20 protein-coding genes and 1 pseudogene are annotated in these 23,918 nt (G+C 70.8%); 18 read left to right on the top strand and 3 right to left on the bottom strand.

Going from position 1 to position 23,918, the window contains the following annotated elements:
- Positions 1 to 107 precede the first annotated feature (107 nt).
- From TN53_RS18050 to TN53_RS18040, 3 genes are read left to right on the top strand one after another with little or no spacing between them, the layout of a single operon-like run.
- A complete protein-coding gene (locus tag TN53_RS18050) occupies positions 108 to 641 on the top strand; it encodes a PadR family transcriptional regulator (protein WP_046259610.1) in 534 nt (177 codons plus the stop codon).
- The gene (locus TN53_RS18045) at positions 638 to 1,324 is read left to right on the top strand and encodes an ABC transporter ATP-binding protein (protein WP_046259556.1); all 687 of its coding nucleotides are present in this window, start codon (positions 638 to 640) and stop codon (positions 1,322 to 1,324) included. Before TN53_RS18050 ends, TN53_RS18045 begins: the two co-directional genes overlap by 4 nt.
- Entirely contained in the window at positions 1,321 to 2,736 is a 1,416-nt protein-coding gene (locus TN53_RS18040; protein ID WP_420719107.1) for an FtsX-like permease family protein, read from the top strand. Before TN53_RS18045 ends, TN53_RS18040 begins: the two co-directional genes overlap by 4 nt.
- An 86-nt stretch (positions 2,737 to 2,822) precedes the next feature.
- Here TN53_RS18040 and TN53_RS18035 read toward each other — a convergent pair whose 3' ends face one another.
- Entirely contained in the window at positions 2,823 to 3,359 is a 537-nt protein-coding gene (locus TN53_RS18035; protein ID WP_046259555.1) for an HNH endonuclease, read from the bottom strand.
- Between the two features lie 291 nt (positions 3,360 to 3,650).
- On the opposite strand from TN53_RS18035, the gene TN53_RS18030 reads away from it, so the two are divergent.
- Positions 3,651 to 4,745: a mechanosensitive ion channel family protein gene (locus tag TN53_RS18030; protein WP_046259608.1), complete on the top strand. Its 1,095-nt coding sequence runs from the start codon at positions 3,651 to 3,653 to the stop codon at positions 4,743 to 4,745.
- Between the two features lie 296 nt (positions 4,746 to 5,041).
- Here TN53_RS18030 and TN53_RS18025 read toward each other — a convergent pair whose 3' ends face one another.
- Together TN53_RS18025 and TN53_RS18020 are read right to left on the bottom strand one after the other, a co-directional pair.
- A complete protein-coding gene (locus tag TN53_RS18025) occupies positions 5,042 to 5,614 on the bottom strand; it encodes a hypothetical protein (protein WP_159038148.1) in 573 nt (190 codons plus the stop codon).
- The gene (locus tag TN53_RS18020; RefSeq protein WP_046259553.1) at positions 5,611 to 6,204 is read right to left on the bottom strand and encodes a hypothetical protein; all 594 of its coding nucleotides are present in this window, start codon (positions 6,202 to 6,204) and stop codon (positions 5,611 to 5,613) included. Before TN53_RS18020 ends, TN53_RS18025 begins: the two co-directional genes overlap by 4 nt.
- Before the next feature lie 240 nt (positions 6,205 to 6,444).
- Here TN53_RS18020 and TN53_RS18015 point away from each other — a divergent pair, with 240 nt between their 5' ends.
- The 14 genes and pseudogenes from TN53_RS18015 to TN53_RS49565 all read left to right on the top strand — a co-directional run.
- Complete coding sequence (locus TN53_RS18015) at positions 6,445 to 7,278, top strand: hypothetical protein (protein WP_046259552.1); 834 nt, start codon at positions 6,445 to 6,447, stop codon at positions 7,276 to 7,278.
- Positions 7,279 to 7,463: 185 nt separating this feature from the next.
- The gene (locus TN53_RS18010; RefSeq protein ID WP_046259551.1) at positions 7,464 to 8,657 is read left to right on the top strand and encodes an ROK family transcriptional regulator; all 1,194 of its coding nucleotides are present in this window, start codon (positions 7,464 to 7,466) and stop codon (positions 8,655 to 8,657) included.
- 72 nt (positions 8,658 to 8,729) lie between these two features.
- Positions 8,730 to 10,064 (top strand): ABC transporter substrate-binding protein, encoded by a 1,335-nt coding sequence (locus tag TN53_RS18005; protein ID WP_046259550.1) that lies wholly within the window; start codon positions 8,730 to 8,732, stop codon positions 10,062 to 10,064.
- 2 nt (positions 10,065 to 10,066) lie between these two features.
- Positions 10,067 to 11,008, top strand: coding sequence for a carbohydrate ABC transporter permease (locus TN53_RS18000; protein ID WP_046259549.1), 942 nt, complete (start codon positions 10,067 to 10,069; stop codon positions 11,006 to 11,008).
- 3 nt (positions 11,009 to 11,011) lie between these two features.
- Positions 11,012 to 11,905 (top strand): carbohydrate ABC transporter permease, encoded by an 894-nt coding sequence (locus TN53_RS17995; protein ID WP_046259548.1) that lies wholly within the window; start codon positions 11,012 to 11,014, stop codon positions 11,903 to 11,905.
- A gap of 87 nt (positions 11,906 to 11,992) precedes the next feature.
- Positions 11,993 to 13,258 (top strand): 6-phospho-beta-glucosidase, encoded by a 1,266-nt coding sequence (locus TN53_RS17990; RefSeq protein WP_046259547.1) that lies wholly within the window; start codon positions 11,993 to 11,995, stop codon positions 13,256 to 13,258.
- Positions 13,249 to 14,220 (top strand): N-acetylglucosamine kinase, encoded by a 972-nt coding sequence (locus tag TN53_RS17985; protein ID WP_046259546.1) that lies wholly within the window; start codon positions 13,249 to 13,251, stop codon positions 14,218 to 14,220. Before TN53_RS17990 ends, TN53_RS17985 begins: the two co-directional genes overlap by 10 nt.
- Before the next feature lie 256 nt (positions 14,221 to 14,476).
- A complete protein-coding gene (locus tag TN53_RS17980) occupies positions 14,477 to 15,898 on the top strand; it encodes a hypothetical protein (protein WP_046259607.1) in 1,422 nt (473 codons plus the stop codon).
- 14 nt (positions 15,899 to 15,912) lie between these two features.
- Positions 15,913 to 17,010 (top strand): glutamate ABC transporter substrate-binding protein, encoded by a 1,098-nt coding sequence (locus tag TN53_RS17975; RefSeq protein WP_046259545.1) that lies wholly within the window; start codon positions 15,913 to 15,915, stop codon positions 17,008 to 17,010.
- A 62-nt stretch (positions 17,011 to 17,072) separates the two neighbouring features.
- A complete protein-coding gene (locus tag TN53_RS17970; RefSeq protein WP_046259544.1) occupies positions 17,073 to 18,407 on the top strand; it encodes a hypothetical protein in 1,335 nt (444 codons plus the stop codon).
- Positions 18,404 to 20,932, top strand: a complete 2,529-nt coding sequence (locus TN53_RS17960) for a serine/threonine-protein kinase (RefSeq protein WP_095046564.1) — start codon at positions 18,404 to 18,406, stop codon at positions 20,930 to 20,932. Before TN53_RS17970 ends, TN53_RS17960 begins: the two co-directional genes overlap by 4 nt.
- Positions 20,933 to 22,285 carry a PP2C family serine/threonine-protein phosphatase gene (locus tag TN53_RS17955; RefSeq protein WP_046259542.1) on the top strand — a complete coding sequence of 451 codons (1,353 nt, stop codon included), beginning with the start codon at positions 20,933 to 20,935 and terminating at the stop codon, positions 22,283 to 22,285.
- Positions 22,286 to 22,385: 100 nt separating this feature from the next.
- A complete protein-coding gene (locus TN53_RS17950; RefSeq protein ID WP_046259541.1) occupies positions 22,386 to 23,732 on the top strand; it encodes a vWA domain-containing protein in 1,347 nt (448 codons plus the stop codon).
- Between the two features lie 58 nt (positions 23,733 to 23,790).
- Positions 23,791 to 23,918, top strand: a pseudogene (locus tag TN53_RS49565) (phosphopeptide-binding protein); the annotation flags it as partial.

Raw genomic sequence — 23,918 nt, 5'->3', positions numbered from 1 at the left:
CCCCCACCGGGGGCAGTGGCCGGTTCCAGCCACCGCTGACCGGTCGTCGGTGACCGATAACCGACCACTATTCACTCAGTACATGTAGCGAGTGCATAATGATCGCCATGAGCACCCGCCACATCCTGCTGGGGCTGCTCGCCACGGGGCCGAGCCATGGCTACGACCTCAAGCGACGCCACGACGAACGTTTCCCGCAGGCCCGTCCGCTGGCCTACGGGCAGGTCTACACAACCCTTCAACGACTGGTCCGCGACGGACTGGCCGAGGTCGAGGGCACCGACTCCGACGGCGGACCGGAGCGCACGATGTACCGCTCCACCACCGACGGACAGCGAGAACTCGCCACGTGGGCCGGGGAGATCACCCCGCCCGCGCCCTTCGTGACCAACGAGATCTTCGCCAAGGTCGTCGTCGCGATCCTCGCCGACGGCGACCCGGAGGCCTATCTCAGCGCGCAACGCACCGCCCACATGGCGCGGATGCGTGAACTCACCCAGGTCAAGACGGGCAAGGGCGCGGACCTCGCGACCGTGCTCTCGGCGGACTACGCCCTCAACCACCTCGACGCCGACCTCCGTTGGATGACCACCACGGCGGGCCGGCTGACCACCCTGACCGCGGAGGTCGACACAGTATGAGCAACGAAGTGCCGCTTCTGGCGGCCCGTGACCTCGTCAAGGCGCACGGCAGGACCGAGGCCCTGCGCGGCGCCTCGGTCGAGCTGCGGGCCGGCGAGATCCTGGCCGTCACCGGCGCCAGCGGCAGTGGGAAGTCGACGCTGCTGCACTGCCTGGCGGGCATCGTCCGCCCGGACGGCGGCTCGGTCTCCTACGCGGGTGAGCGGCTCGACACCCTGCCCGAGAAGCGGCTGAGCGAGCTGCGCCGGACCGAGTTCGGGGTGGTCTTCCAGTTCGGCCAGCTGATCCCCGAGCTGACCGCGCTCGACAACGTCGCCCTGCCGCTGATGCTGGCGGGCGCCGCCCGGGTCGAGGCCCACGAGAAGGCCGGGGAGTGGCTGGAGCGTTTCGGGGTGCGCGGGCAGGAAGGGCTGCGGCCCGGCGAGATGAGCGGCGGCCAGGCCCAGCGGACCTCGCTGGCCCGGGCCCTGGTCACCCAGCCGAAGGTGGTCTTCGCCGACGAGCCCACCGGCGCGCTGGACTCACTCGCCGGCGAGCAGGTGATGACGGCCCTGGTGCACACGGCCCGCGAGCAGGGCACCGCGGTCCTCCTCATCACCCACGACGCCCAGGTGGCGGCCTACGCGGACCGCGAGGTACGCCTGAGCGACGGCGCGCTGCTGCCGCAGGGGGTGGCGGCGTGAGGACGGCGTACACCAAGCACCTCACCAAGCGGATCGGGGCCGCGGGCGACCGGCTGCGAGCCGATCTGCGGCTGGCCTGGCTGCTCACCCGGGGTTCGGACCGGCGGGAGTGGTGGCGGGTGCTGCTGACCGGGGTCGGGGCGGCGCTGGCGACGGAGTTCGGGCTGGTGATCGCCGTGCTGCTGACCATGGACGGTCAGTACAGCGTGTCGGTCGGCGCCGGGCTGCTCGACCAGCCCGGGACCCGCGCCGGGGTCATCGTCGCGCTGCTGCTCCTGTTCATTCCGGTGCTGGGGTTCCTCGGCCAGTGTGCCCGGATCGGTGCGGTGCACCGCGACCGGCGGCTGGCCGGGCTGCGGCTCGCCGGGGCCACGCCCGGGCAGGTGCGGCGGATCGCGGCGCTGGAGTCCGGGCTGGCCTGTCTGGCGGGCTCGGCCGTGGCGACCGTGTTCTCGGCGCTGTCCCTGCTGCGCCTGTGGAGCCGGCCCACCCCGCTCGCCTGGGCGCTCGTCGCGCTGGTGGCCGTGGGGGTGCCGGTGCTCGGCGCGGCGGTCAGCGCGCTCGCGCTGCGCCGGGTGGTCGCCTCGCCGTTGGGCTGGATCCGGCGGGTGCGGCCGGCCCGGAGGCCGGGGCGGATCTTCCGGCTGGCGACCGCGCTGCTCGCGCTCGTGGTGCTGGAGGCCCTGACGACGCCCTTCCACCGCGCGCCGTTCGAGCCCACGCTCGTCCCGCTCACGGTCTTCGCCGCGTGTCTGCTGGTCGGCGCCGCGGCGGTGTGGCTGTCCGGCGCCTCGGCCCGGCAGCTGGGCGAGGGTCTCACCGGCCGTGCCACAAGCCCGGCGGTGCTGATCGCGGCAGCCCGGCTACGGGACGACCCGTGGGCGTCGGCCCGCACGCATGCGGCGGTGCTGCTGGTGACTGTCGTCGGCTCGGGCTTCATGGGGGTGCGGGCGGTGTTTCTGACGGCTCTGTACGCCCAGGACCGCGCGGGGCGCCTCGGCATGGGCGTGTCGTACTACACCACCGGCATCGACCTGACGGGCGCCGCGATCCTCGTCGCCCTCGGCCTCGTCCTGGTGGGTCTCGCCGTCGGCACCGCGGAGTCCCTGGCCACCCGGCGCCGGGGGCTGGCCGCCCAGACCGCCGCCGGGGTGCCGCGTGCGGTGCTGATCCGGGCCACGCTGCTGGAGACCGCGCTACCGCTGGCCCCCGCGCTCGCGGTGGCGGGCATCGGCGGCATGGCGATCAGTGCCTGGTACGCCTCGGTCGACACGGAGTACGGGACACACGACGTGCCGTACTCCGCGCTCCTGGTCCCGCCCGCGGTGTACGCCTGCTGTCTGCTCGCCGCCGCCACCTCGCTCCCGCTGCTGCGCCGCTCTCTGAACCCCGCGGAGCTGCGCTACGCGTGAGCGCATGGACGACCGGCGCCGGGGGCACGGGGGACCCCCGGGGCCGGTGCGCAACCGTCCGCGGCTGCACAAAGGCCCGGATCGTGTCAGGCAGAGATGCCGTCGATCCGGGCCATCGCGTCTTCCGCGCCGTACGGCTGCAAGTACGGCAGCCAGCGCGGGTCCCTGTGTCCGGTCCCGATGATGCGCCAGGCCAGACCGGTGGGCGGGGCGGGTTTGTGGCGCAGCCGCCATCCGATCTCGAACAGGTGTCGGTCGGCCTTCACGTGGTTGCAGCGGCGGCAGGACGCCACCACGTTGTCCCAGACGTGCTTGCCCCCGCGGCTGCGCGGGATGACGTGGTCGACGCTGGTTGCGACGCCACCGCAGTACATGCACCGGCCCCCGTCGCGCGCGAAGAGCGCCCTGCGGGTCAGAGGAACGGGCCCCCGATAGGGAACCCGGACGAATCGCTTGAGCCGGACCACGCTTGGTGCGGGGACTGTGACGGTTGCGCTGTGCATGAAGGCGCCGGATTCCTCGAGGGAGACCGCTTTGTTCTCCAGGACGAGGATGAGCGCGCGGCGGAGCGGTACGACGCCCAGTGGCTCGTACGACGCGTTCAGGACCAGGACATGCGGCACGGATGCCTCCTCGGGCGTCGGCGGCGCGTGGCTCGCGCCGGGACGATCTGTAGTCAGTCTCCCCTCATGCCTGGTGGTAACGCCACCATCTCCCGGTAACGGGCTGAGAGTGTTTTCGACCACACCTTTCTTCATCCCCAGGTGAGGAGGGTCTCTCCCCCGAACATTGCAACGATCCACACACGATGCACCGTTAGTGTGGTGGGTCTGCCGCCCGGTGACCTTTCCGTGACCTTCACGATCTTTGACCGCCGTACCGGGAGGCAGGGGCTGCACCTGGAGGTACCTGCCGTGTCGTTGTCCGCCGTCCTACTGGCCGCCGCGGCGTCGCCGTCCCCGTCCCCCTCGGGCACGTCGACGCCCGCCGTCCCCTCGCTCCAGGACGCCCAGGAGAGCGCGACGAACGCCGCCAGCTGGGTCGAGCAGAACTGGTCGACCTGGCTGGCGATCGGTCTGCGCGTCCTGCTGATCCTGGTGATCGCGGCGGTGCTGAGAGTGGTGGTGCGGCGGGCGATCACCAAGCTCATAGATCGCATGAACCGCACGGTCCAGGCGGTCGACGGCACGGCCCTCGGCGGCCTCCTGGTCAACGTCGAGCGCCGCCGTCAGCGCTCCCAGGCGATCGGCTCGGTGCTCCGCTCGGTGGCGAGCTTCATCATCATGGGCACCGCGGCCCTGATGATCCTCGGCACCTTCGAGATCAACCTGGCCCCGCTCCTCGCCTCCGCGGGTGTGGCGGGCGTGGCGATCGGTTTCGGCGCCCGCAACCTGGTCACCGACTTCCTCTCCGGTGTCTTCATGATCCTGGAGGACCAGTACGGCGTCGGGGACACCGTCGACGCGGGCGTGGCCTCAGGCGAGGTCATCGAGGTCGGCCTGCGCGTGACGAAGCTCCGCGGTGACAACGGCGAGATCTGGTACGTCCGCAACGGCGAGGTCAAGCGCATCGGCAACCTCTCCCAGGGCTGGGCGACGGCCGGCGTGGACGTCACGGTCCGTGCGGACGAGGACCTGGACAAGGTGAAGGGGACCATCGACGACGTCGCCGAGCGGATGAGCAAGGACGAGCCCTGGAACGAGCTCCTCTGGGGCCCGATCGAGGTCCTGGGCCTCGACAACGTCCTGCTGGACTCGATGGTCGTCCGCGTCTCGGCGAAGACCATGCCGGGCAAGGCCCTGACGGTCGAGCGCGAACTCCGCTGGCGCATCAAGCGAGCCTTCGACGCGGCCCAGATCCCCATCGTGGGCGGCCCTGTCGTCCTCACGGACGCCACCCCGGACACCGACCCGACGGCGGGCATGTCGGCCCCGTCGGCCTACGCGAACACCTCCTCCCCGCAGGCCCAGGCAGCGACACCGATAACGCCGCCGAGCGTGACGAAGTAAGACGCCCCCGGTACGAAGAGGCGGCGCCCGGGATCCCGGGCGCCGCCTCTTCGCGTAGGGCCGAGCGAACCTGGCGAAGGCGACCGCGAAACCGCGCCCGGTAAGGGGCGCGGGGAACTGCGCGACCAGCCCCCACCGGCCCGCGGGCTTGTCACCACCTCGCCGACGGAGCACTCGGCGCCGGCGCGCCCAGGATCATGAGCGTCGAGTTCGCCGTACCGCCCGGACCCAGCTGAGGCAGATGCCGCCACGCCCCCGTCAGCAGCAGCCCGCACTCCAGCGCCACCAAGCTCGCGTCACACCAGTCCAATACGGCTGTCTTTCGCCCCCACCAGCCCCAGCGTCCGCGCGATCTGGCACACCGCGAGGAAGGCCGTGCCCTTGCGCAGCCCCGCCACCCCCGTGTGCCCGTCGCCGCCCTTCACGTCGACCAGGACCGTCCCCGCGACCGCGTCGAGGGTCAGCGAAGCCCGCACGGAGTGATCCGAGCGACGGCCCGGCCGCCAGCGGAAGGTGACCTCGTCCGCGGCCGGTTCGAGGACGAGGAACGCCCGCTCGCAGGCCGGCAGCCGCACGCGGACCTGGTCCTTCCCCCCCTCGTCCGACCGGAGCAGATGCGTCTGCCGCTCCTCGAACGCCCCCGAGTCGAGCCGGATCCCCGCCGCCCGCGCCCGCCGCTTCAGCAGCAGCCAGGCCACCACCGCCCAGGCGAAGCTGACGGCGCCCCAGGCCGCGAGCGAGGCCAGCACCCCCTGCCCCACGGCGGACCAGGAGGAGTGGTCGTCCCAGAGCGACAGGAGCACCGGGAGGATCATCAGCGGGCCGAAGAAGGTCGCACTGGCCCGCCAGCACACCGCCGCCGCACTCATGAGCCGCACCCCAACTCGTAGGCCTCCGCGATCCACGGCTCGTCCGCACCCTCCACGGACGGCTCCACGCCGCACGCGAGCGACGCCCCGGAGCTGCCGTGCCACGACGAGACACTGCCGTAGACCGGCGTACCGGAGCAGTCCGCGGTGAAGCTCGCCTCGACGGACCGGACGGCCCGGGCGAAGACGAACGTGCCCCCGCCCTCGAAGTCGGCGACGTCGTCCCGCTCCCTGACGGCGGACGACCTGCCCGGCCTGGCCAGGGTGTCCGCCTCCCACCCCAGGCGCTTGCCGAGCGACGCGAACAGCCGCCCCGCCGACGGCCCTTCGCCGCTCATCTCCACCCTCGGCTCCAACTCCCGCACCCGAACGGGAGAAAACCGGACCTTCCCGTCCTTCTCGCCGACCTCGACCGGCCGGGACACCGCGATGAGTCTGCGCTCCTCGCTCACCCCGGCCCACCGGATCTCCCCGTCCGAGCACGCCGTACCGGCCGGGGTACGCGTGACCGCCGCCGAGTCGTTCCCGCCCACCCGGCACCCGGCCACGAGGAACACGGCCGCACACAGCAGGACCGCCGAGGTCTTCACACCGCGCCCCCTCCACTTTCACGTTCGCAGGCGGATGAAAGTACAGGAAGCCGTCCAGGCGACACCCGTTCACCTGCGGAAAGCTGGATCGTGATGAAGGTGTGACGCCTCCGGAATTAATCTTGCTCACACGTTCTCCGCATTCCCAACACCACCCTCCCTCGCTTAGGTTCAAGCCATCAGCGGGCCCTTGCTCTGGAGCGCAACGCCCAGGGGTCCGCCCTGAATGTGGGGAAACACATGAGAAAGCTCGCCATAGGCACCGTCGTCTGCGGTGCCCTGGCTCTGTCCGCGCTGGCCGTGCCCGCCGCCCAGGCCGCCACGCCGGACCTCGCCTTCGCGGACGTCGTCGTGAACAACGGCAAGACGATCGTCGTGGGCACCACCAGCGCGGTCACGGTCCCGGTGACGTACACCCTGACCCGTCCCGCCGACCTGACGATCGACTACAAGAACAACGCGGCGGGCGTCCTGCTCTACCGCGGCTCGCTCGCGTCCTTCGACAACGAGATCGAGAGCGACGCCTCGCCGGCCTGCACCACCACGGCGACGACGGACACCACGGTGACGGAGTCCTGCTCCGACACCCTCCACGTCGACCCGTCGTACGACCTCTTCGAGGCCGCGGACGCCACCACCTGGAAGGTCGGCGGCTTCTACGGCCAGACCGACTCCGACCTGGACGACTCGGACGACAAGATCAGCTTCGAGTACGGCTTCGCGGCCTGGGGCAACAAGGGCACCGCCAAGGTCCAGCGCGCCGCCAAGCTCACCGCCAACGCCTCGCCGGAGCCGGTGAAGAAGGGCAGGACCATCACGGTCAGCGGCAAGCTGACCCGCGCCAACTGGGAGACCGGCAGCTACACCGGCTACGTCTCCCAGAAGGCCACCCTGCAGTTCCGCGCCAAGGGCTCGGACACCTACAGCACCGTCAAGACGGCGACCTCCTCGACCGGCGGCCTTCTCAAGTCGACCGTGACGGCGTCGAAGGACGGCTACTACCGCTACGTCTTCGCGGGCACCACCACGACCGCCGCCGCGAAGGCCACCGGCGACTACATCGACGTCCAGTAGTCACCCCCGCACCGCCCCTGACCGCCCCCGCAGGTAACGACTCCGTTTCCTGCGGGGGCGGTTTGTTCGACCCCCCTTGACTCCCCCACGACCGGGACTTATGTTCCCTGCATCCGATAGGAAACCTTCCTAACAGTTGCCTTCCGTAAAGTCTGCTGCGGAACAGTCCCGGGAGAGGGGTACACATGGCCGGCACCCCGAGCACGCTGCGCGCCATGAACGATCGCGCCGCACTGGACCTCCTCCTGGAGCACGGCCCGCTGTCCCGCACCCGGATCGGCAAGCTCACCGGCCTCTCCAAGCCGACCGCCTCCCAGCTCCTGGCCCGCCTCGAAGCCGCGGGACTGGTCCTCGCCACCGGCACCACCGAGGGGCGACCCGGTCCCAACGCCCAGCTGTACGAGGTCAATCCGGCCGCCGGACACGCCGCCGGACTCGACGTCACCCCCGAACGCATCCTCGCCGCCGTCGCCGACATCACCGGCCGCACGGTGGGGTCGTACGAACTGCCCACCCCCGGCAGACGCCCCGCGCAGCCCGTCGTCCAGCAGGTCACCGACGCCCTCGACGGCGCCGTGAAGGCGGCGGGGCTGGCCCGCGCCGACGTCCACCGCCTCGTCATCGGCACCCCCGGCGCCTTCGACCCGGGCACCGGCCGGCTGCGCTACGCCTCCCACCTCCCTGGCTGGCACACGCCGACCCTGCTCGACGAACTCGCCGCCGCGCTGCCGATGCCGGTGGAGTACGAGAACGACGTCAACCTCGTCGCGGTCGCCGAACAGCGGCTCGGTGCCGCCCGCGGTCACGAGGACTTCGTGCTGCTGTGGAACGAGGGCGGTCTCGGCGCGGCCCTCGTCCTCGGCGGCCGGCTGCACCGCGGCTGGACCGGCGGCGCCGGCGAGGTCGGCTTCCTGCCCGTGCCCGGCACCCCCCTGGTCCGGCAGGTCACCAAGGCCAACAGCGGCGGCTACCAGGAACTCGCCGGCTCCCAGGCCATCCCGAAGCTCGCCCGCGAACTCGGCATCGACGGCATCCCCAGCGGCCCCTACGCCGAGGTCGCCGCCGCCCTCGTAGAGCGGGCGGCCCAGTCCGAAGAGCGAAGTCACCGCCACCTGTTGGAGACCTACGCAACCCGTCTCGCCACCGGTCTCGCCTCCCTCGTCTCCGTTCTCGACCCCGAACTCGTGGTCCTGAGCGGCGCCTCGCTCGCCTCCGGCGGCGAAGTGCTGCGTTCCCTCGTCCAGTCCGAGATGGAGGAGCTGGCCGCGGCCAGGCCCAAGCTCGTCCTCGGCGACGTACCCGAACACCCCGTGCTGCGCGGCGCGCTGGAGAGCGCGCTGGCGGCCACCCGCGACGAGGTCTTCGACACCTCGCGCTGAGCCCCCGCCCCCGGTAAGCCCCCCTCTCGTCAGGCCCCTCTCACCCATTCCCCGCTCCAGGGAGACCTCGCCATGCCCAAGCGCGCCCGAATAACGGCCTTTGCCCTGATCGCCTCCGCGGCCCTTCTCACCACCTCCGCCTGTACCGGCCAGTCGAGCTCCGGCGCCGACGACGACGCCTCGAAGGAGACGACCCTCAACTTCTGGCACGCCTGGAGCGCGCCCGCCGAGGTGAAGGCGGTCAAGTCCCTGATCGCCGGCTTCGAGAAGGCGCACCCCAACATCCACGTCAACGTCGTCGGCAACATGACCGACGACAAGATCAACCAGGCGCTGCGCGCGGGCGGTTCCAAGGCACCCGACGTGATCTCGTCCTTCACCACCAACGCCGTCGGCAAGTTCTGCTCCTCCGGCGCCCTGATCGACCTCAACCCGTACTTCGAGAAGTCCGGCATCGACCCGGCCAAGACGTTCCCGACGGCGATGAACGAGTACACCCAGTTCGAGGGCAACCGCTGCACGGCACCCCTGCTCGGTGACGCGTACGGCCTCTACTACAACAAGACCGCGTTCGAGAAGGCGGGCATCAGCGGTCCGCCCAAGACGTGGTCCGAGTTCGAGGCCGACGCCAAGAAGCTGACGATCACTCAGGGCGACAGCTACAAGCAGCTCGGCTTCATGCCGAACTACCACGGCTGGGAGACCACGACCGAGCACTACATGGGCCAGTTCTCCCCGACGTACTTCGACAAGAGCGGCAAGTCGACGGTCGCCACGGACCCGGCCGTGTCCTCGTCCTTCACCCTTCAGAAGAAGCTGGTCGACGAGCTCGGCGGCTACCAGAAGCTGGAGAAGTACCGCGCCAAGCTCGGTGACGAATGGGGCCCCAAGCACCCCTTCCACACCGGCCAGGTGGCCATGCAGCTGGACGGCGAATGGCGCCTGGGCATGGCCCTGGAGGCCAAGCCCGACTTCGAGATCGGCGTCGCCCCGCTGCCCGTCCCCGACGAGAAGGCCGACCAGTACGGCAAGGGCTACATCACCGGCACGATCACCGGCATCGCCGCCACCAGCAAGAAGCAGAACGCGGCCTGGGAGCTGGTCAAGTACATCACCACGGACACGGACGCGGTGGTCGACTTCTCCAACGCCATCCACAACGTGCCCTCCACGCTGGCAGCCCTGAAGTCCCCGAAGCTGAAGTACGACCCGCGCTTCAAGACGTTCCTGGAGATCGCGGCGAACCCGAACTCCACGACCAGCCCCGCCTCCCTCAACGGCGGCGTCTACCTCACCACGATCCAGAACTTCGGCTACGAGTACGAGAGCGGCAGGACCAAGGACCTCAAGTCCGGCCTCGCCGCCGCGGCCAAGCAGATCGACACGGACATCGCGCAGGCGAAGTAGCGATGAGCACCAACACACTGAGGTCGAAGCGCCGCCGCTCGGTACTTCGCACCGCCGCCTTCATGTCGCCCTGGCTGATCGGCTTCACGGTCTTCTTCGCGTACCCGATGATCTCGACGCTCTACTTCTCCTTCATGCACTACGACGGCTTCAAGCCGCCGACATGGAGCGGGACGAAGAACTGGACCTACGTCTTCGAGAGCTACCCCTACTTCTGGCCCGCCCTGCGCAACACCCTCTGGCTGGTGGTGATCACGGTGACCCTGCGGGTCCTCTTCGGACTCGGCATCGGTCTCCTCATCACGAAGATCAAGACCGGCACGGGTGTCTTCCGCACCCTCTTCTACCTGCCCTACCTGGCCCCGCCGGTCGCGGCCACGATGGCCTTCGCCTTCCTTCTCAACCCCGGTACGGGCCCGGTCAACTCGGTCCTGGAGAAGGCCGGCATCCCGGCCCCGGGCTGGTTCAACGACCCGAGCTGGTCCAAGCCGGCCCTCACCCTGCTGTTCCTGTGGGGCGTGGGCGACCTGATGGTCATCTTCATGGCCGCGCTGCTCGACGTACCGAAGGAGCAGTACGAGGCGGCTGAGCTGGACGGGGCCTCGGCGTGGCAGCGCTTCCGGTTCGTCACGATCCCCAACATCTCGCCGATCATCATGTTCGCGGTGGTCACCGGGGTGATCGCGGCGATGCAGTGCTACACCCAGCCGCTGGTCGCCGGGAAGGTCGCCTCGGGTGTGATCCAGGGCGCGGGCACCATGTTCGAGCCCGGCTACCCGGACAAGTCGACCCTGACACTCCCCCAACTCGTCTACAACCTGGGCTTCCAGCGCTTCGACTACGGCTCGGCCTGTGTCGTGGCCCTCGTCCTCTTCGCCCTTTCCATGGCCTTCACCGCGATCCTGATGCGGCGCCGCGGCGGTCTCATCCAGGCAGGTGACTGACAAATGACCCAAGTACTGGACCGGCCGGTGGAGTTGAAGACCCCGGCCTCCCCCGCCGAACGCACGGCCCGCCGCAAGGCGCTCCTGGAATGGATCGCGATCCACTCCCTCGGTATCGCCGCGGCCCTGTTCTTCACGCTCCCCTTCGTGTTCGTCTTCCTGACCTCGCTCATGAGCGACGACCAGGCCCTGAGCCGGGACCTGATCCCGCACACCTGGGAGTGGGCCAACTACCGCAAGGTCTTCGACACCCCGGGCTTTCTGACCTGGTGGAAGAACACACTTCTCTACGCCGGACTCGGCACCGTCCTCGTGGTCGTGTCGTCGGTCCCGGTGGCGTACGCGCTCGCCAAGTTCCGCTTCCGGGGCCGCAGCCTCTCCCTGATGCTGGTGATCTCGATGATGATGCTGCCGCCGCAGGTGGTCGTCATCCCGATGTACCTGTTCTGGGCGAAGCAGCTGGACCTCTCCGGCACCCTGTGGCCGATGATCATCCCGCTGGCCTTCGGGGACGCCTTCTCGATCTTCCTGCTGCGCCAGTTCCTGATGACGATCCCCAACGAGTATCTGGACGCGGCGAAGGTGGACGGCTGCGGAGACCTGCGCACCCTGCTGAAGGTCGTCCTCCCCATGGCGAAGCCGGGGATCGCCGCGGTGGCCCTCTTCCAGTTCTTCAACGCCTGGAACGACTACTTCGGCCCCCAGATCTACGCCTCGGAGAACCCGGGCGCCTGGACGCTGAGTTACGGCCTGGAGTCCTTCAAGGGCGCCCACCACACCGACTGGAACCTGACCATGGCCGCGACCGTGCTGGTCATGGCCCCCGTGATCCTCGTGTTCTTCTTCGCTCAGAAGGCGTTCGTGGAGGGTGTCACGCTCACCGGAGTAAAGGGCTGAACGCATGCTGCGTCTCCCCGGGGGACAACCCCCGGACCCCCGGCCGATCAAGACCATCCCCGGCGCCCGAAAGCGAGTGTCCCTCCAGTGAAACTCACCGTGGTCGGCGGAGGCTCGACCTATACACCCGAACTCATCGACGGCTTCGCCCGGTTGAGGGACACCCTCCCCATCGAGGAACTGGTCCTGGTCGACCCGTCGGCGGACCGTCTGGAGCTGGTGGGCGCCCTGGCCCGCCGTATCTTCGCGCGGCAGGGCCATCCGGGCCGGATCGTGACGACCTCCGACCTCGACGCGGGCGTGGACGGCGCCGACGCGGTGCTCCTCCAGCTCCGCGTCGGCGGCCAGGCCGCCCGCGCACAGGACGAGACCTGGCCGCTGGAGTGCGGCTGCGTGGGCCAGGAGACCACCGGCGCGGGCGGCCTTGCCAAGGCGCTGCGCACGGTCCCGGTGGTCCTGGACATCGCGGAACGGGTCCGCCGTACGAACCCGAACGCCTGGATCATCGACTTCACCAACCCGGTGGGCATCGTCACCCGGGCCCTTCTCCAGGCCGGCCACAAGGCGGTGGGGCTGTGCAACGTGGCGATCGGCTTCCAGCGCAAGTTCGCGGCCCTGCTCGACGTGGCGCCGCCGGAGATCTTCCTCGACCACGTGGGCCTCAACCACCTCACCTGGGAGACCGGCGTACGCCTGGGCGGCCCGGAGGGCAAGGACGTACTGCCCGACCTGCTGACCGGGCACGGCGAGGCGATCGCGGCCGATCTGCATCTGCCCCGCGCAATCCTGGACCGCCTCGGCGTGGTCCCGTCGTACTACCTGCGCTACTTCTACGCACACGACGAGGTCGTACGAGAACTGCGGACCAAGCCCTCCCGGGCGACCGAAGTGGCCTTGATGGAACAGGAGTTGCTCCGCCTGTACGCCGACCCGGCGCTGGACGAGAAGCCGGAGCTGCTGTCCCGGCGGGGCGGCGCCTTCTACTCGGAGGCGGCGGTGGACCTGGCGGCGGGCCTGCTCACCGGCACCGGAAGCCCGTACCAGGTGGTGAACACCCACAACCGCGGCACGCTGCCCTTCCTCCCCGACGACGCGGTGATCGAGGTGCAGGCTGCGGTGGGCCGGACGGGCCCGACCCCGCTGCCGGTACAGACCGTGGACCCCCTCTTCGCGGGACTGACGGCGGCGGTGACGGCCTACGAGGACCTGGCCCTGGAGGCGGCCCTGCACGGCGGCCGCGACCGTGTCTTCCGCGCCCTGCTCTCCCACCCCCTGATCGGCCAGTACGAGTACGCGGAAGAACTCACCGACCGACTGGTCGCACACAACCGGGAGCATCTCGCGTGGGCATGACCGCACGTGTCCTCGCCATAGACGCGGGCAACAGCAAGACCGACGTCGCGGTCGTGACAGCCGACGGAACCGTCCTGGCCACCGCGCGCGGCGGGGGCTTCCGGCCACCGGCGGTGGGGGTGCGGGCCGCGGTGGACGCACTCGCCGAACCCGTGGCCGAGGCCTTCACGGCGGCGGGGATCACCTCGGTGGACCATGTCTCGGCCTGTCTGGCCAACGCCGACTTCCCGGTCGAGGAGGAGCAGTTGGCCACGGCCCTGCACGCGCGCGTGTGGGGAACGACGGTGGAGGTCCGCAACGACACCTTCGCCATCCTGCGGGCAGGTGTCACCGAGCCCCGCGGTGTGGCGGTCGTCTGCGGCGCCGGCATCAACTGCGTGGGCATGCGCCCCGACGGCCGCACCGCCCGTTTCCCGGCGCTGGGCCGTATCTCCGGCGACTGGGGCGGCGGCTGGGGTCTGGCCGAGGAGGCCCTGTGGCACGCGGCGAGGGCGGAGGACGGCCGAGGGGAGCCGACGGCCCTCTCCCGCGCGCTGCCGTCCCACTTCGGCCACGACACCATGCTCGCCCTCATCGAGGCCCTCCACCTGGAGCACATCGAACCGAGCCGCCGCCACGAACTGACCCCGGTCCTGTTCACCACGGCGGCCAACGGCGACCCGGTGGCCCGCGCCCTGGTGGACCGCCTGGCGGAGGAGGTGGCGACGATGGCCACGGTGGCCCTGAGCCGCCTGGACCTGCTCGCGGAGGAGACCCCGGTACTGCTGGGCGGAGGCATCCTGGCGGCACGCCATCCCCAACTGGACGACGGCATACGGGAGCTCCTGGCATCCCGCGCCCCCAAGGCCGTACCGCAGGTGGTGACGGCGAGCCCGGTGCTGGGAGCGGCCCTGCTCGGGCTGGACGGGCTGGGGGCGACCATGGCGGCGCAGACCCGGGTACGGAGGTATTACGACGCCTGACGCGGCCCCCGAAACCCGAACCTGGAACCGAACAGATTCCCCCCGCGTGTGAATGGGCAGGGGGTGGTGCGGGGCGCCGAGCAATGCCGGAAACCCGCGCACCGCGCTGCAATCCGATCAAGATCCAGTGAAGGCCGGTGCGGATGTCGGTCCCGGCAGCGATACTTGCGGCGACGGATGACCACGGGGGAGGTCAACAGTGACACACCCGCCCAAAAGCAGCGCGGCGCCACCACCGGTACCAGGCATGCCCACCATGCCGGCGGTACCACCACAGCAGACGCATTCCCACGGCACACCCAACGGCTCACCCGGCGGCACCCCCACACCCGCCCCACCGCCGGAGCCCCGTCGTACCGCGTTCGCCGAGGGCGTCGACCGGCTGCGCGCCGCGGCCACCACCGAGCCCGGCCGGCTGCGCATCATCGGGGCCTTCCTCGCCGCCCTCGTGGTGGCCTTCGGCGCGGTCACCGCCTGGCAGATGACGGACCGCGCGGCGGCCGCCGACGACGTCCTGAACAAGAGCCAGCCGCTCAGCAGCGCCGCCGCCGACATCTACCGCAGCCTCGCCGACGCCAACACCGCCGCCTCCAGCGGCTTCCTGGCGGGCGGCCAGGAGACGGCCGAGTCCCGCGACCGCTACGAGAAGGACATCGACCGGGCCGCGGCCGGCCTCGTCAAGGCCGCCGCGAACTCCGACCCCGGCTCCGCCGCCGCCGCGACCGTCTCCGAGCTCAACCGTCTGCTGCCGCAGTACAAGGGCTATGTGGAGCGCGCGCGGACCAACAACCGCCAGGGCTTCCCCGTCGGCGGCGCCTGGCTGCGCTTCGCCAACGAGACCATGCAGAACGACATGCTCCCGGCGGCCGAGGAGCTGTACAAGAACGAGAACCAGCGGCTGCGGGCCGACTACGACGACGCGACGCCCTACCCCTGGGCCGCGATAGGCCTCGGCGTCCTCGCGCTGGCCGCGCTCGCCTGGGCCCAGCACCGCAACTACCAGCGCACCAACCGCCTGATGAACCACGGTCTGGTGGCCGCGACGGCCACCGCGACGGTCGTCCTGCTGTGGCTCGTCGTGGGTCACAGCGTCGCGCGCGCGGGCCTGAACGACTCCTACGACCACGGCGTCCGCTCGCTCAACGTGCTGCACGACGCCCGCATCGCCTCCCTCAAGGCGCGGGGCAACGAGAACCTGACCCTGGTGGCCCGCGGCGCCGAGACGAAGACGGTCAAGGACGCCAAGGGCGAAGAAATCACCGTGGACGCCTACGACGACGACTTCCAGACCGACATGGACAACCTCGGCAAGGGCCTGGCGAAGGCGGCCGAGCTCGCCGACGACGGCACCGGCAAGAAGCCCGTCACGGCCGCCGAGGGCAACATGACGGTGTGGAAGGAGCGGCACGCCGCGGCCCGTGAACAGGACGAGTTCGGCAACTACGAAGAGGCCCTGAACCGGGTCATCGGCGCCAAGGGCGCGACGGGCGAGTGCTTCGACAGCATCGACGACAACCTCGCCAAGGCGCTCAAGCACGAGGAGGCCGAGTTCGAGCAGTCGGCCGGCGACGGCCTGGGCGCGATGACGGGGCTCCCGGTGGGCGCCGCGGTGCTCGCCGTCCTGGGCGCGGCCGGCGCGGTCCTCGGCATCGGCCGCAGGCTGTCGGAGTACCGGTGAGAGGGGGCAATCCGATGCGAGCACCACATCCTCGACGTACGCGACCTGTGCGGGCACTGCGGTCCGGTCTGAAGGGCTGGGGCGGGGTCGCCGCGATGGCGGTCGTCTGCGCCCTCGCGGTCGCCTTCGTCCTGCTGCTGCCGCTGACCCAGTCGTCCGGCGAGGGCGGGAGCACCGGCGGCCCGGGCGTGGCCCACGGCGTCCAGGCGAAGGCCGAGGACGATCCCTGTCTGGACCCGCAGATCAAGAAGGCCCCGGAGAAGCAGACGCTGTCCCCGTCGAGCGCGGACGGCGACACCATCAAGAAGATCAAGGCCCGCGAGGGCGAGAAGCGCAAGCTGATCGTCGGCGTCGACCAGAACAGCTACCGCTGGGGCTACCGCGACCCCAACAACGACGAGGGCGGCAACACGCTGGAGGGCTTCGACATCGACCTGGTGCACCGGATCGCCCAGGAGATCCTCGGCGACCCGAACGCGGTGCAGTTCAAGGCGATCCCCACCAACCAGCGTATCCCGGCGATCCAGTCGGGCCGGGTCGACATGGTGGTCCGCACGATGACCATCAACTGCGACCGGACGGCCGACGTGGCCTTCTCCGCCCCGTACTTCAAGACAGGACAGCAGGTCCTCGCCCCCAAGTCCTCGCCGATCACCGGCCCCGACGGCTCACTCGCCGACAAGAAGGTCTGCACGGCCGCGAGTTCGACGGCCAACTCCGAGCTGAAGGCGCGCCAGAAGGCCGGCGAGCTCCCCAAGACCACCGACATCACCTCCACCGTCGTCCCCAACCAACTCGACTGCCTGGTGCGGATCCAGCTCGGTGAGGTCGACGCCGTGGTCACCGACGGCGCACTCGCCGCGAGCCAGGCCGCGCAGGATCCGACGGTCGAGCTCAAGGGCGACGCCCCCTTCACCACCGAGTACTACGGCGTGGCGATGAAGCTCGACGCCGACGATCTGGTACGCCGGGTCAACCAGATCCTGGTGGACTACCGCAAGGACACCGCGAACGGCTGGCAGGCGTCGTACGACAAGTGGCTGTCGGCGACACTGGGCACGGACTCGGCGAAGTCCGAGCCGCCCGCTCCGGAGTACCTGCGCAAGAGCTGACGCGGAGCGCACCACCCACAACACGAACCCAACCCCGACAACCCAGCAGCGAGAGGTGATCGATGGGCGTCACGGGACCCCCCGGGCCGGTGATGGACCGGGACGAGGTGGACCGTGCGCTGGCGCGGCTCGGCGCGGAGTACGAGGCCATCGAGACCTCGCTCCTCGCCCTGCAGGACCACTCGGGCCGCAGACTGCTCGAGGGCGCCGCGCTCACGGGTGTCACCAAGGACCGCTGGACGTCCGCGGAGGCGTCGATCACGCTGCTGTGGGCGTACTTCGACGCGTACACGGACGCGTTGCGCAGCGCCCGGGAGATCAGGTCCCGCCGCCGCTGGTCCAGCCAGGGCGACCTGGCGGAACTGACGGAGCTGCTGCGCGGCGAGTCGGTCACGGTGGCCGGCGGTGCCACGGCGACAGCGAACGCACCTACCCTGCACGGCAATTCAGGGAAGCTGAGCGAGCAGTTCAGCCTGGTCACACTCGTCGACCGGATGAACGAGCTGTACGCGACGAGCCTCGACATGGTCGTCGCCTCCGACGCGGTGTGGTCGGCGCTGCCCGCGCGCATAGATTTACTGGCCGCGGAGCTCCAGCGCACCCGCAAGCTCGCGCACTCCGTCGGCGTCCGCCCGGGCGAGCACCCGGCCGGCGACGACCTGGAGCGCATCACGCGCACGCTGACGCATCTGCGGGAACAGGTGGTGTCGGACCCGCTGGCGTACTGGCTGCCGACACAGGGGAGTTCGGCACCGGGCGGCGGCCGGCCCGACACCACGGTGTACGACCGCGAGGCACGCGCCCTGGAGGACGTGCGCCGGGAGATCGACGCGGTGCTGACGGTCCGCCAGGACGCCGAGCAGCGCCTGCTCAAGCTGCGTGACGTGCTGTCCCGCGCGGACCGTACGCTCGCCGAGGCCCGCATCGCGCGCGGCGAGGTGCTGGCGAAGATCGCCGCCACGGAGGTGCCTGTCGTCAGCGGACCGCCGACCGCGCTGCAGGAGCAGCTGGCGACGGCCGCCGAGTACCGCAGACAGGCCCAGTGGCACCGCCTCTCGCCGCTCCTGGAGTCCCTGGAGCAGAAGGCGGAGGACGAACTGCTGCGGGCCCGCGAGTCGTTGACCGCGGTCACCCAGCCACTGGCGGTCCGCGCGGAGCTGCGCGGCCGCCTCGACGCGTACAAGGCGAAGGTCGCCCGGCACGGCCTCGCCGAGGATCCGTTCCTCATCGAGCGCTACGACGCGGCGCGCCGCATGCTGTGGAGCGCGCCCTGCGATCTGCGCGTCGCCGAACAGGCCGTCCTGCGCTACCAGCAGGCGGCCGCCGACCTGTTCCGCACCCCGCGGGTGCCGGAGCAGAGCGGGCCCGAGGACCGTAGGGGGGAGGCCCAGTCATGAGTGAGGCACAGCAGACCTGTCAGCGGCCCGGCTGCGGCGGTTCGTACGAGGACGTGGGCGGCGGTGAACTGTACTGCGACACCTGCGGTCTCGCACCGGTGGTGTCCTCGAAGGGCATGGTGGGTTCCCCACCGACCGGCATCACCGGCGGCGGCAAGGGCTCCCGCGGTTCGGGCAGCAGCAGTTCGCGCTCCAGCAGCCGCACCAGTTCCCGTACGTCGTCGCAGTCGTCGAAGTCCCGGCGCTCGGTGTCGGGGCGCCTCTCGCGCGCCCTGTCGGGCCGTACGACGGGCCGCTCGGTGTCGGTGCGCAGCTCCGGTTCCAGCACCAACACCAGCGCCCGGGGCCGGCTCGGCGTGGGCCTGGTCCAGGTCCCGGACGTGCCGCGGCCAGACCCGCGCGCGATGGTCCTGGAGAACCCGGAGGTCCCCGAGCGCAAGCGGTTCTGCTCCCGCTCGGACTGCGGGGCGCAGGTGGGCCGCTCCCGCGGGGAGCGCCAGGGCCGCACCGAGGGCTTCTGCACGAAGTGCGGGAACCCGTACTCCTTCATCCCGAAGCTCAACGCCGGTGACATCGTGCACGGCCAGTACGAGGTCGTGGGCTGTCTGGCGCACGGCGGTCTGGGCTGGGTCTATCTCGCGGTGGACCGCGCGGTGTCCGACCGCTGGGTGGTGCTGAAGGGCCTGCTGGACACCGGTGACCAGGACGCGATGGCCGCGGCCATCTCGGAGCGGCGCTTCCTCGCGGAGATCGAGCACTCCAACATCGTGCGGATCTACAACTTCGTCGAGCACCTCGACCAGCGCACCGGTTCGCTCGACGGCTACATCGTCATGGAGTACGTCGGCGGCAAGTCGCTCAAGGAGATCGCCAACGACCGCCGCACGCCCACCGGCAAGCGCGACCCGCTGCCGGTGGAGCAGGCCTGCGCGTACGGCATCGAGGCCCTGGAGGCGCTCGGCCATCTGCACAGCCGCAATCTGCTGTACTGCGACTTCAAGGTCGACAACGCCATCCAGACCGAGGACCAGCTCAAGCTCATCGACATGGGCGCGGTGCGCAGGATGGACGACGACGAGTCGGCCATCTACGGCACGGTGGGCTACCAGGCGCCGGAGGTGGCGGAGGTCGGCCCGTCGCTGGCCTCCGACCTGTACACGGTGGCGCGGACGCTGGCGGTCCTGGCCTTCGACTTCCAGGGCTACACGAACGTCTTCGTGGACTCGCTGCCGGACCCCGACAACATCGAGGTCTTCCGTCAGTACGAGTCGTTCTACCGGCTGCTGGTCCGCGCGACCGATCCGGACCCGGCCCGCCGGTTCGCCTCCGCGCAGGAGATGGCCGAGCAGCTGACCGGCGTGCTGCGGGAGGTCGTGTCCCTCCAGACAGGGCGCGCCCGGCCCGCGCTGTCGACGCTGTTCGGTCCCGAACTGCGGGTGACCGACACGGAGTTGTTCCCGAAGCTGGACGGCGAGGTGTCCCGGCTGGGGGCGCGGGTGGTCGTCACCCGCCGCCGCTCCCCTGCTCCCCTTCCGCAGCTCTCGGCCGCCGGCGCGGTCGTCCCGATGCTCGGCAGCACCGGGTCCCTCGTCAAGACGGTGGGGACACCGGCCGCGGCCCTGGCCCTGCCCGTTCCCCGGGTCGACCCCTCCGATCCCAACGCCGGGTTCCTCGCCGGGCTCATGGCCACCGCGGCCGCCGAGCTGCTGGGGGCACTGGCCGCCGCCCCCGCGCCCTCCGTCGAGACGCGGCTGCGGCAGATCCGGGCGTGGCTGGAGAACGGGGACGCCCACACCGCGCTGGAGGCCCTGCGCCGGCTGGAGGAGGAGCGGCCCGACGACTGGCGGGTGGTCTGGTACCGCGGTGTCGCCTCGCTCGTCACCGGCGATCACGAGGCCGCCGCGCTCGCCTTCGACGCGATCTACGACGCCTTCCCGGGCGAGCCCGCGCCGAAGCTGGCGCTCGGCCTGTGCGCGGAGGTGCTGGGACAGCTCGACAACGCGGCCGAGTACTACCGTCTCGTGTGGTCGACCGACCCCAGCTACGTCAGCGCCGCCTTCGGTCTGGCCCGCGTCCAGCTCGCGAGCGGGGACCGCCCCAGCGCCGTACGGACACTGGAGTCGGTGCCGGAGTCGTCCATCCACTACACGGGCGCCCGCGTGGCCGCCGTACGGGCGCGACTGCGCGGACGCACGGCGGCCGCCGGTGACGTACCGTTCCTGGACGACCTGACCGCGGCCGCGGGGCAGGTCGAGGCGCTGGACGCGTACGGACTGGATCCGGCGCGCCGGGAGCAGTTGTCCGCTGAAGTCCTCGGCTCCGCGCTGGACTGGATACTCTCCGGTGGCCAGGGCGCCGCACCGTCCGCACGCCGGGTACTGCTCGGCAGCGAACTGGACGAGCGGGGACTCCGCTTCGGCCTGGAGCGTTCGTACCGCACGCTGGCCCGGCTGGCCCGAGGCGGCGAGGAGAGGATCGACCTGGTGGAACGTGCCAATCGTTACCGCCCCCGGACGTGGGTGTAGTTGATGTCGCAGATGCCCCAGCCGATCGCCCTGTCGAGGTGCCCGATCTGTGAGGAACCCCTCGAGTCGGGTGACCGCTTCTGCGGTGCGTGCGGATACGACCTGTCCGCGGTGCCCGCCCCGCCCGACGACGATCCGACGCTCGTCGTCAACGGCTCGGGTCCGGCCGAGGGGGTCCCCTGGCCGGTCGCCTCCGAGCCGGCCGGTTCCGACACCCCGCCGGCCACGCATGTGCCGACGGACCTGGCGGGCACCGACTCCGGCGGCCGTGAGCTGCCGGCCGCGCCCGCGGCGGGTGCCCATGAGCTCCCGCCCACCGGTTCCCCGGTCTCCCCCGTCACCGGCGTGCGCTTCGACCGCCCGCCGGAGCCGGACGAGTACCCGCTCCAGGCGCCCGACCCGCGCGTCGCCCAGGAGACGCCGACCCCTGCGGAGGGCGCCAAGGTGTGCGTCGCCTGCCGTGCAGGACGGGTCGACCACGACGGCTACTGCGAGAACTGCGGCCACGCCCAGCCGCGCGAACGCGACCACATGGAGCAGGAGTCCGGCCCGATCGCCGCAGTCAGCGACCGGGGCCTGCGCCACCACCGCAACGAGGACGCGTTCGCCATCGGCAACGTGACCCTGCCCGACGGCCGGCCCGCCGCCATGGCGATCGTCTGCGACGGCGTCTCCTCGGCGACCCGCCCCGACGACGCCTCGCTGGCCGCGTCCCGCGCGGCGAGCGAGGCGCTGCTCGCCGCCCTGCCGCGCGGCACCCACCCGCAGCAGGCCATGCACGACGCGATCGTCGCCGCCTCGCGCGCGGTCAACTCGCTGGCCGCGGAACCGGCCACGGCCCGTGAGCACGCCCCGCACCAGAACGCCCCGGCCTGCACGATCGTCGGCGCGATCGTGACGTCCGGACTGCTGGTGGTCGGCTGGGTCGGCGACAGCCGCGCCTACTGGGTCCCGGTCGACCGCAGCTCACTGCCGGCCCGGCTCACCGAGGACGACTCGTGGGCCGCGCAGATGGTCGCCGCGGGTCTGATGAACGAGGCGGAGGCCTACGCCGACGAGCGCGCCCACGCGATCACCGGCTGGCTCGGCGCGGACGCGTACGAACTGGAGCCGCACACCGCTTCCTTCAAGCCGGACCGTGCGGGTGTAGTGGTGGTGTGCACCGACGGACTGTGGAACTACGCCGAGGCGGCGCAGGAGATGGCCGAGGCCGTACCGCTCGACGCGGCGGTGCGCCCGCTGCACAGCGCACAGGTGCTCGTCGGTCACGCTCTGGACGGCGGGGGCCACGACAACGTAACAGTGGCCCTCGTCCCGTTCCCCGCCCCGCCGCAGGGGGCAGGATCGGCCTGAGGCCGATTACGGGGACGTCTCAGCGGACCGGAGGGGACCGGTCCGCACACAGTCATCACCTCACGACAACCGTGGGGTCTGCGAGGGGGATTCAGCAGGCATGGCCAATTTCTCGAAGTCCAACGTGCCGCAGTTCTCGATGGACGTGTACCAGAACGAGTACCTGCCGGAAGGCGCCCGCGAGGTCAACGGCATCGTCACGGTGACGGCGACCGGTGGCGGCACGATCGGAAGCGCCGTCGCGGCACCGCACCTGTTCACACCGGGGCAGGGACCGGACGCGGCGGTGGCGGTCATGGTCGACTGTTCGGGGTCGATGGACTATCCGCCGACCAAGATGCGCAACGCCCGGGACGCCACCGCCGCCGCCATCGACACCCTGCGCGACGGGGTGCACTTCGCGGTGATCGGCGGTACGCACGTGGCCAAGGAGGTGTATCCGGGCGGGGGCCGGCTCGCGGTCGCCGACGCCACCACCCGCGACCAGGCCAAGCAGGCCCTGCGCAAGCTCAGCGCGGGCGGCGGTACCGCCATCGGCACCTGGCTGCGGCTCGCCGACCGGCTGCTGTCCTCGGCGGACGTCACCATCCGCCACGGCATCCTGCTCACCGACGGCCGCAACGAACACGAGTCGGCGCAGGACCTCAAGGCCTCCCTCGACGCCTGCGCCGGACGCTTCACATGCGACGCCCGGGGCGTGGGCACCGACTGGGAAGTGAGTGAAGTCACAGGGATCGCCTCGGCCCTGCTCGGCACCGCGGACATCGTTGCCGACCCGGCCGCTCTCGCCGCCGACTTCACACAGATGATGGAGACGGCCATGGGCAAGGAGGTCGCGGACGTCTCCCTGCGGGTGTGGACACCGGTCGGCACCACCATCAAGTTCGTCAAGCAGGTCGCTCCCACCGTCGAGGAGCTGACCGGCCGCCGTACCGAGGCCGGGCCTCGCGCCGGGGACTATCCCACCGGTTCCTGGGGAGACGAGTCCCGTGACTACCACCTCTGCGTGGAGGTCCCGGCCGCCGACCTCGGCCAGGAGATGCTGGCGGCCCGGGTCTCCCTGGTCGTCCCCCAACCCGACGGCAGCGCACAGAACTTGGGCGCGCAAGGTCTCGTGCGGGCCGTGTGGACCGACGACATGGTCGCCTCGACGTCGATCAACCCTCAGGTCGCCCACTACACCGGCCAGGCCGAACTGGCGCAAGCCATCCAAGAAGGGCTAGATCGTCGCAAAGCGGGCGATATGGATGGAGCAACGGCCAAACTGGGCCGGGCCGTTCAGCTCGCGAGCGCCTCCGGGAACGCCGATACTGCGAAACTGCTTGCGAAGGTGGTGGACGTGGTCGATGCCGCGACAGGTACTGTGCGGTTGAAGGCGAAGGTCGCGGAAGCGGACGAGATGACTCTCGAGACCCGGTCCACAAAGACTGTTCGTGTAAAGAAGTGACCAGAAGTGACCTAGCAGGACCCTGGTAGGACAGAGAAGGAGAGGGGGACGCGCCGACATGCCGACCTGCCCGAACGGACACCAGTCGGGTTCCGACGACTGGTGCGAGGTCTGCGGTCACCGCATGGCTGGTGCCGTTCCTCCGCCCCCTCCCCCGCCGCCGCCCGGTGGCGGTTACGGCTTCCC

Origin of the sequence: Streptomyces sp. WM6386, assembly GCF_000972385.1 — a bacterium.
Lineage (GTDB): Bacteria > Actinomycetota > Actinomycetes > Streptomycetales > Streptomycetaceae > Streptomyces.
The sequence above is the reverse complement of the archived record's forward strand: the minus strand, read 5'-3'. Positions and strand labels throughout refer to the sequence as shown.

What these genes read in the sequence shown, in the direction of transcription:
- TN53_RS17970 (WP_046259544.1), top strand. Translation starts at nt 17,073, where the DNA reads ATGGGCGTCACGGGACCCCCCGGGCCGGTGATGGACCGGGACGAGGTG.
- TN53_RS17960 (WP_095046564.1), top strand. Translation starts at nt 18,404, where the DNA reads ATGAGTGAGGCACAGCAGACCTGTCAGCGGCCCGGCTGCGGCGGTTCG.
- TN53_RS17980 (WP_046259607.1), top strand. Translation starts at nt 14,477, where the DNA reads ATGCCGGCGGTACCACCACAGCAGACGCATTCCCACGGCACACCCAAC.
- TN53_RS17975 (WP_046259545.1), top strand. Translation starts at nt 15,913, where the DNA reads ATGCGAGCACCACATCCTCGACGTACGCGACCTGTGCGGGCACTGCGG.
- TN53_RS17950 (WP_046259541.1), top strand. Translation starts at nt 22,386, where the DNA reads ATGGCCAATTTCTCGAAGTCCAACGTGCCGCAGTTCTCGATGGACGTG.
- TN53_RS18025 (WP_159038148.1), bottom strand. Translation starts at nt 5,614, where the DNA reads ATGAGTGCGGCGGCGGTGTGCTGGCGGGCCAGTGCGACCTTCTTCGGC.
- TN53_RS18005 (WP_046259550.1), top strand. Translation starts at nt 8,730, where the DNA reads ATGCCCAAGCGCGCCCGAATAACGGCCTTTGCCCTGATCGCCTCCGCG.
- TN53_RS18010 (WP_046259551.1), top strand. Translation starts at nt 7,464, where the DNA reads ATGGCCGGCACCCCGAGCACGCTGCGCGCCATGAACGATCGCGCCGCA.
- TN53_RS18045 (WP_046259556.1), top strand. Translation starts at nt 638, where the DNA reads ATGAGCAACGAAGTGCCGCTTCTGGCGGCCCGTGACCTCGTCAAGGCG.
- TN53_RS18050 (WP_046259610.1), top strand. Translation starts at nt 108, where the DNA reads ATGAGCACCCGCCACATCCTGCTGGGGCTGCTCGCCACGGGGCCGAGC.
- TN53_RS17995 (WP_046259548.1), top strand. Translation starts at nt 11,012, where the DNA reads ATGACCCAAGTACTGGACCGGCCGGTGGAGTTGAAGACCCCGGCCTCC.
- TN53_RS18015 (WP_046259552.1), top strand. Translation starts at nt 6,445, where the DNA reads ATGAGAAAGCTCGCCATAGGCACCGTCGTCTGCGGTGCCCTGGCTCTG.
- TN53_RS18000 (WP_046259549.1), top strand. Translation starts at nt 10,067, where the DNA reads ATGAGCACCAACACACTGAGGTCGAAGCGCCGCCGCTCGGTACTTCGC.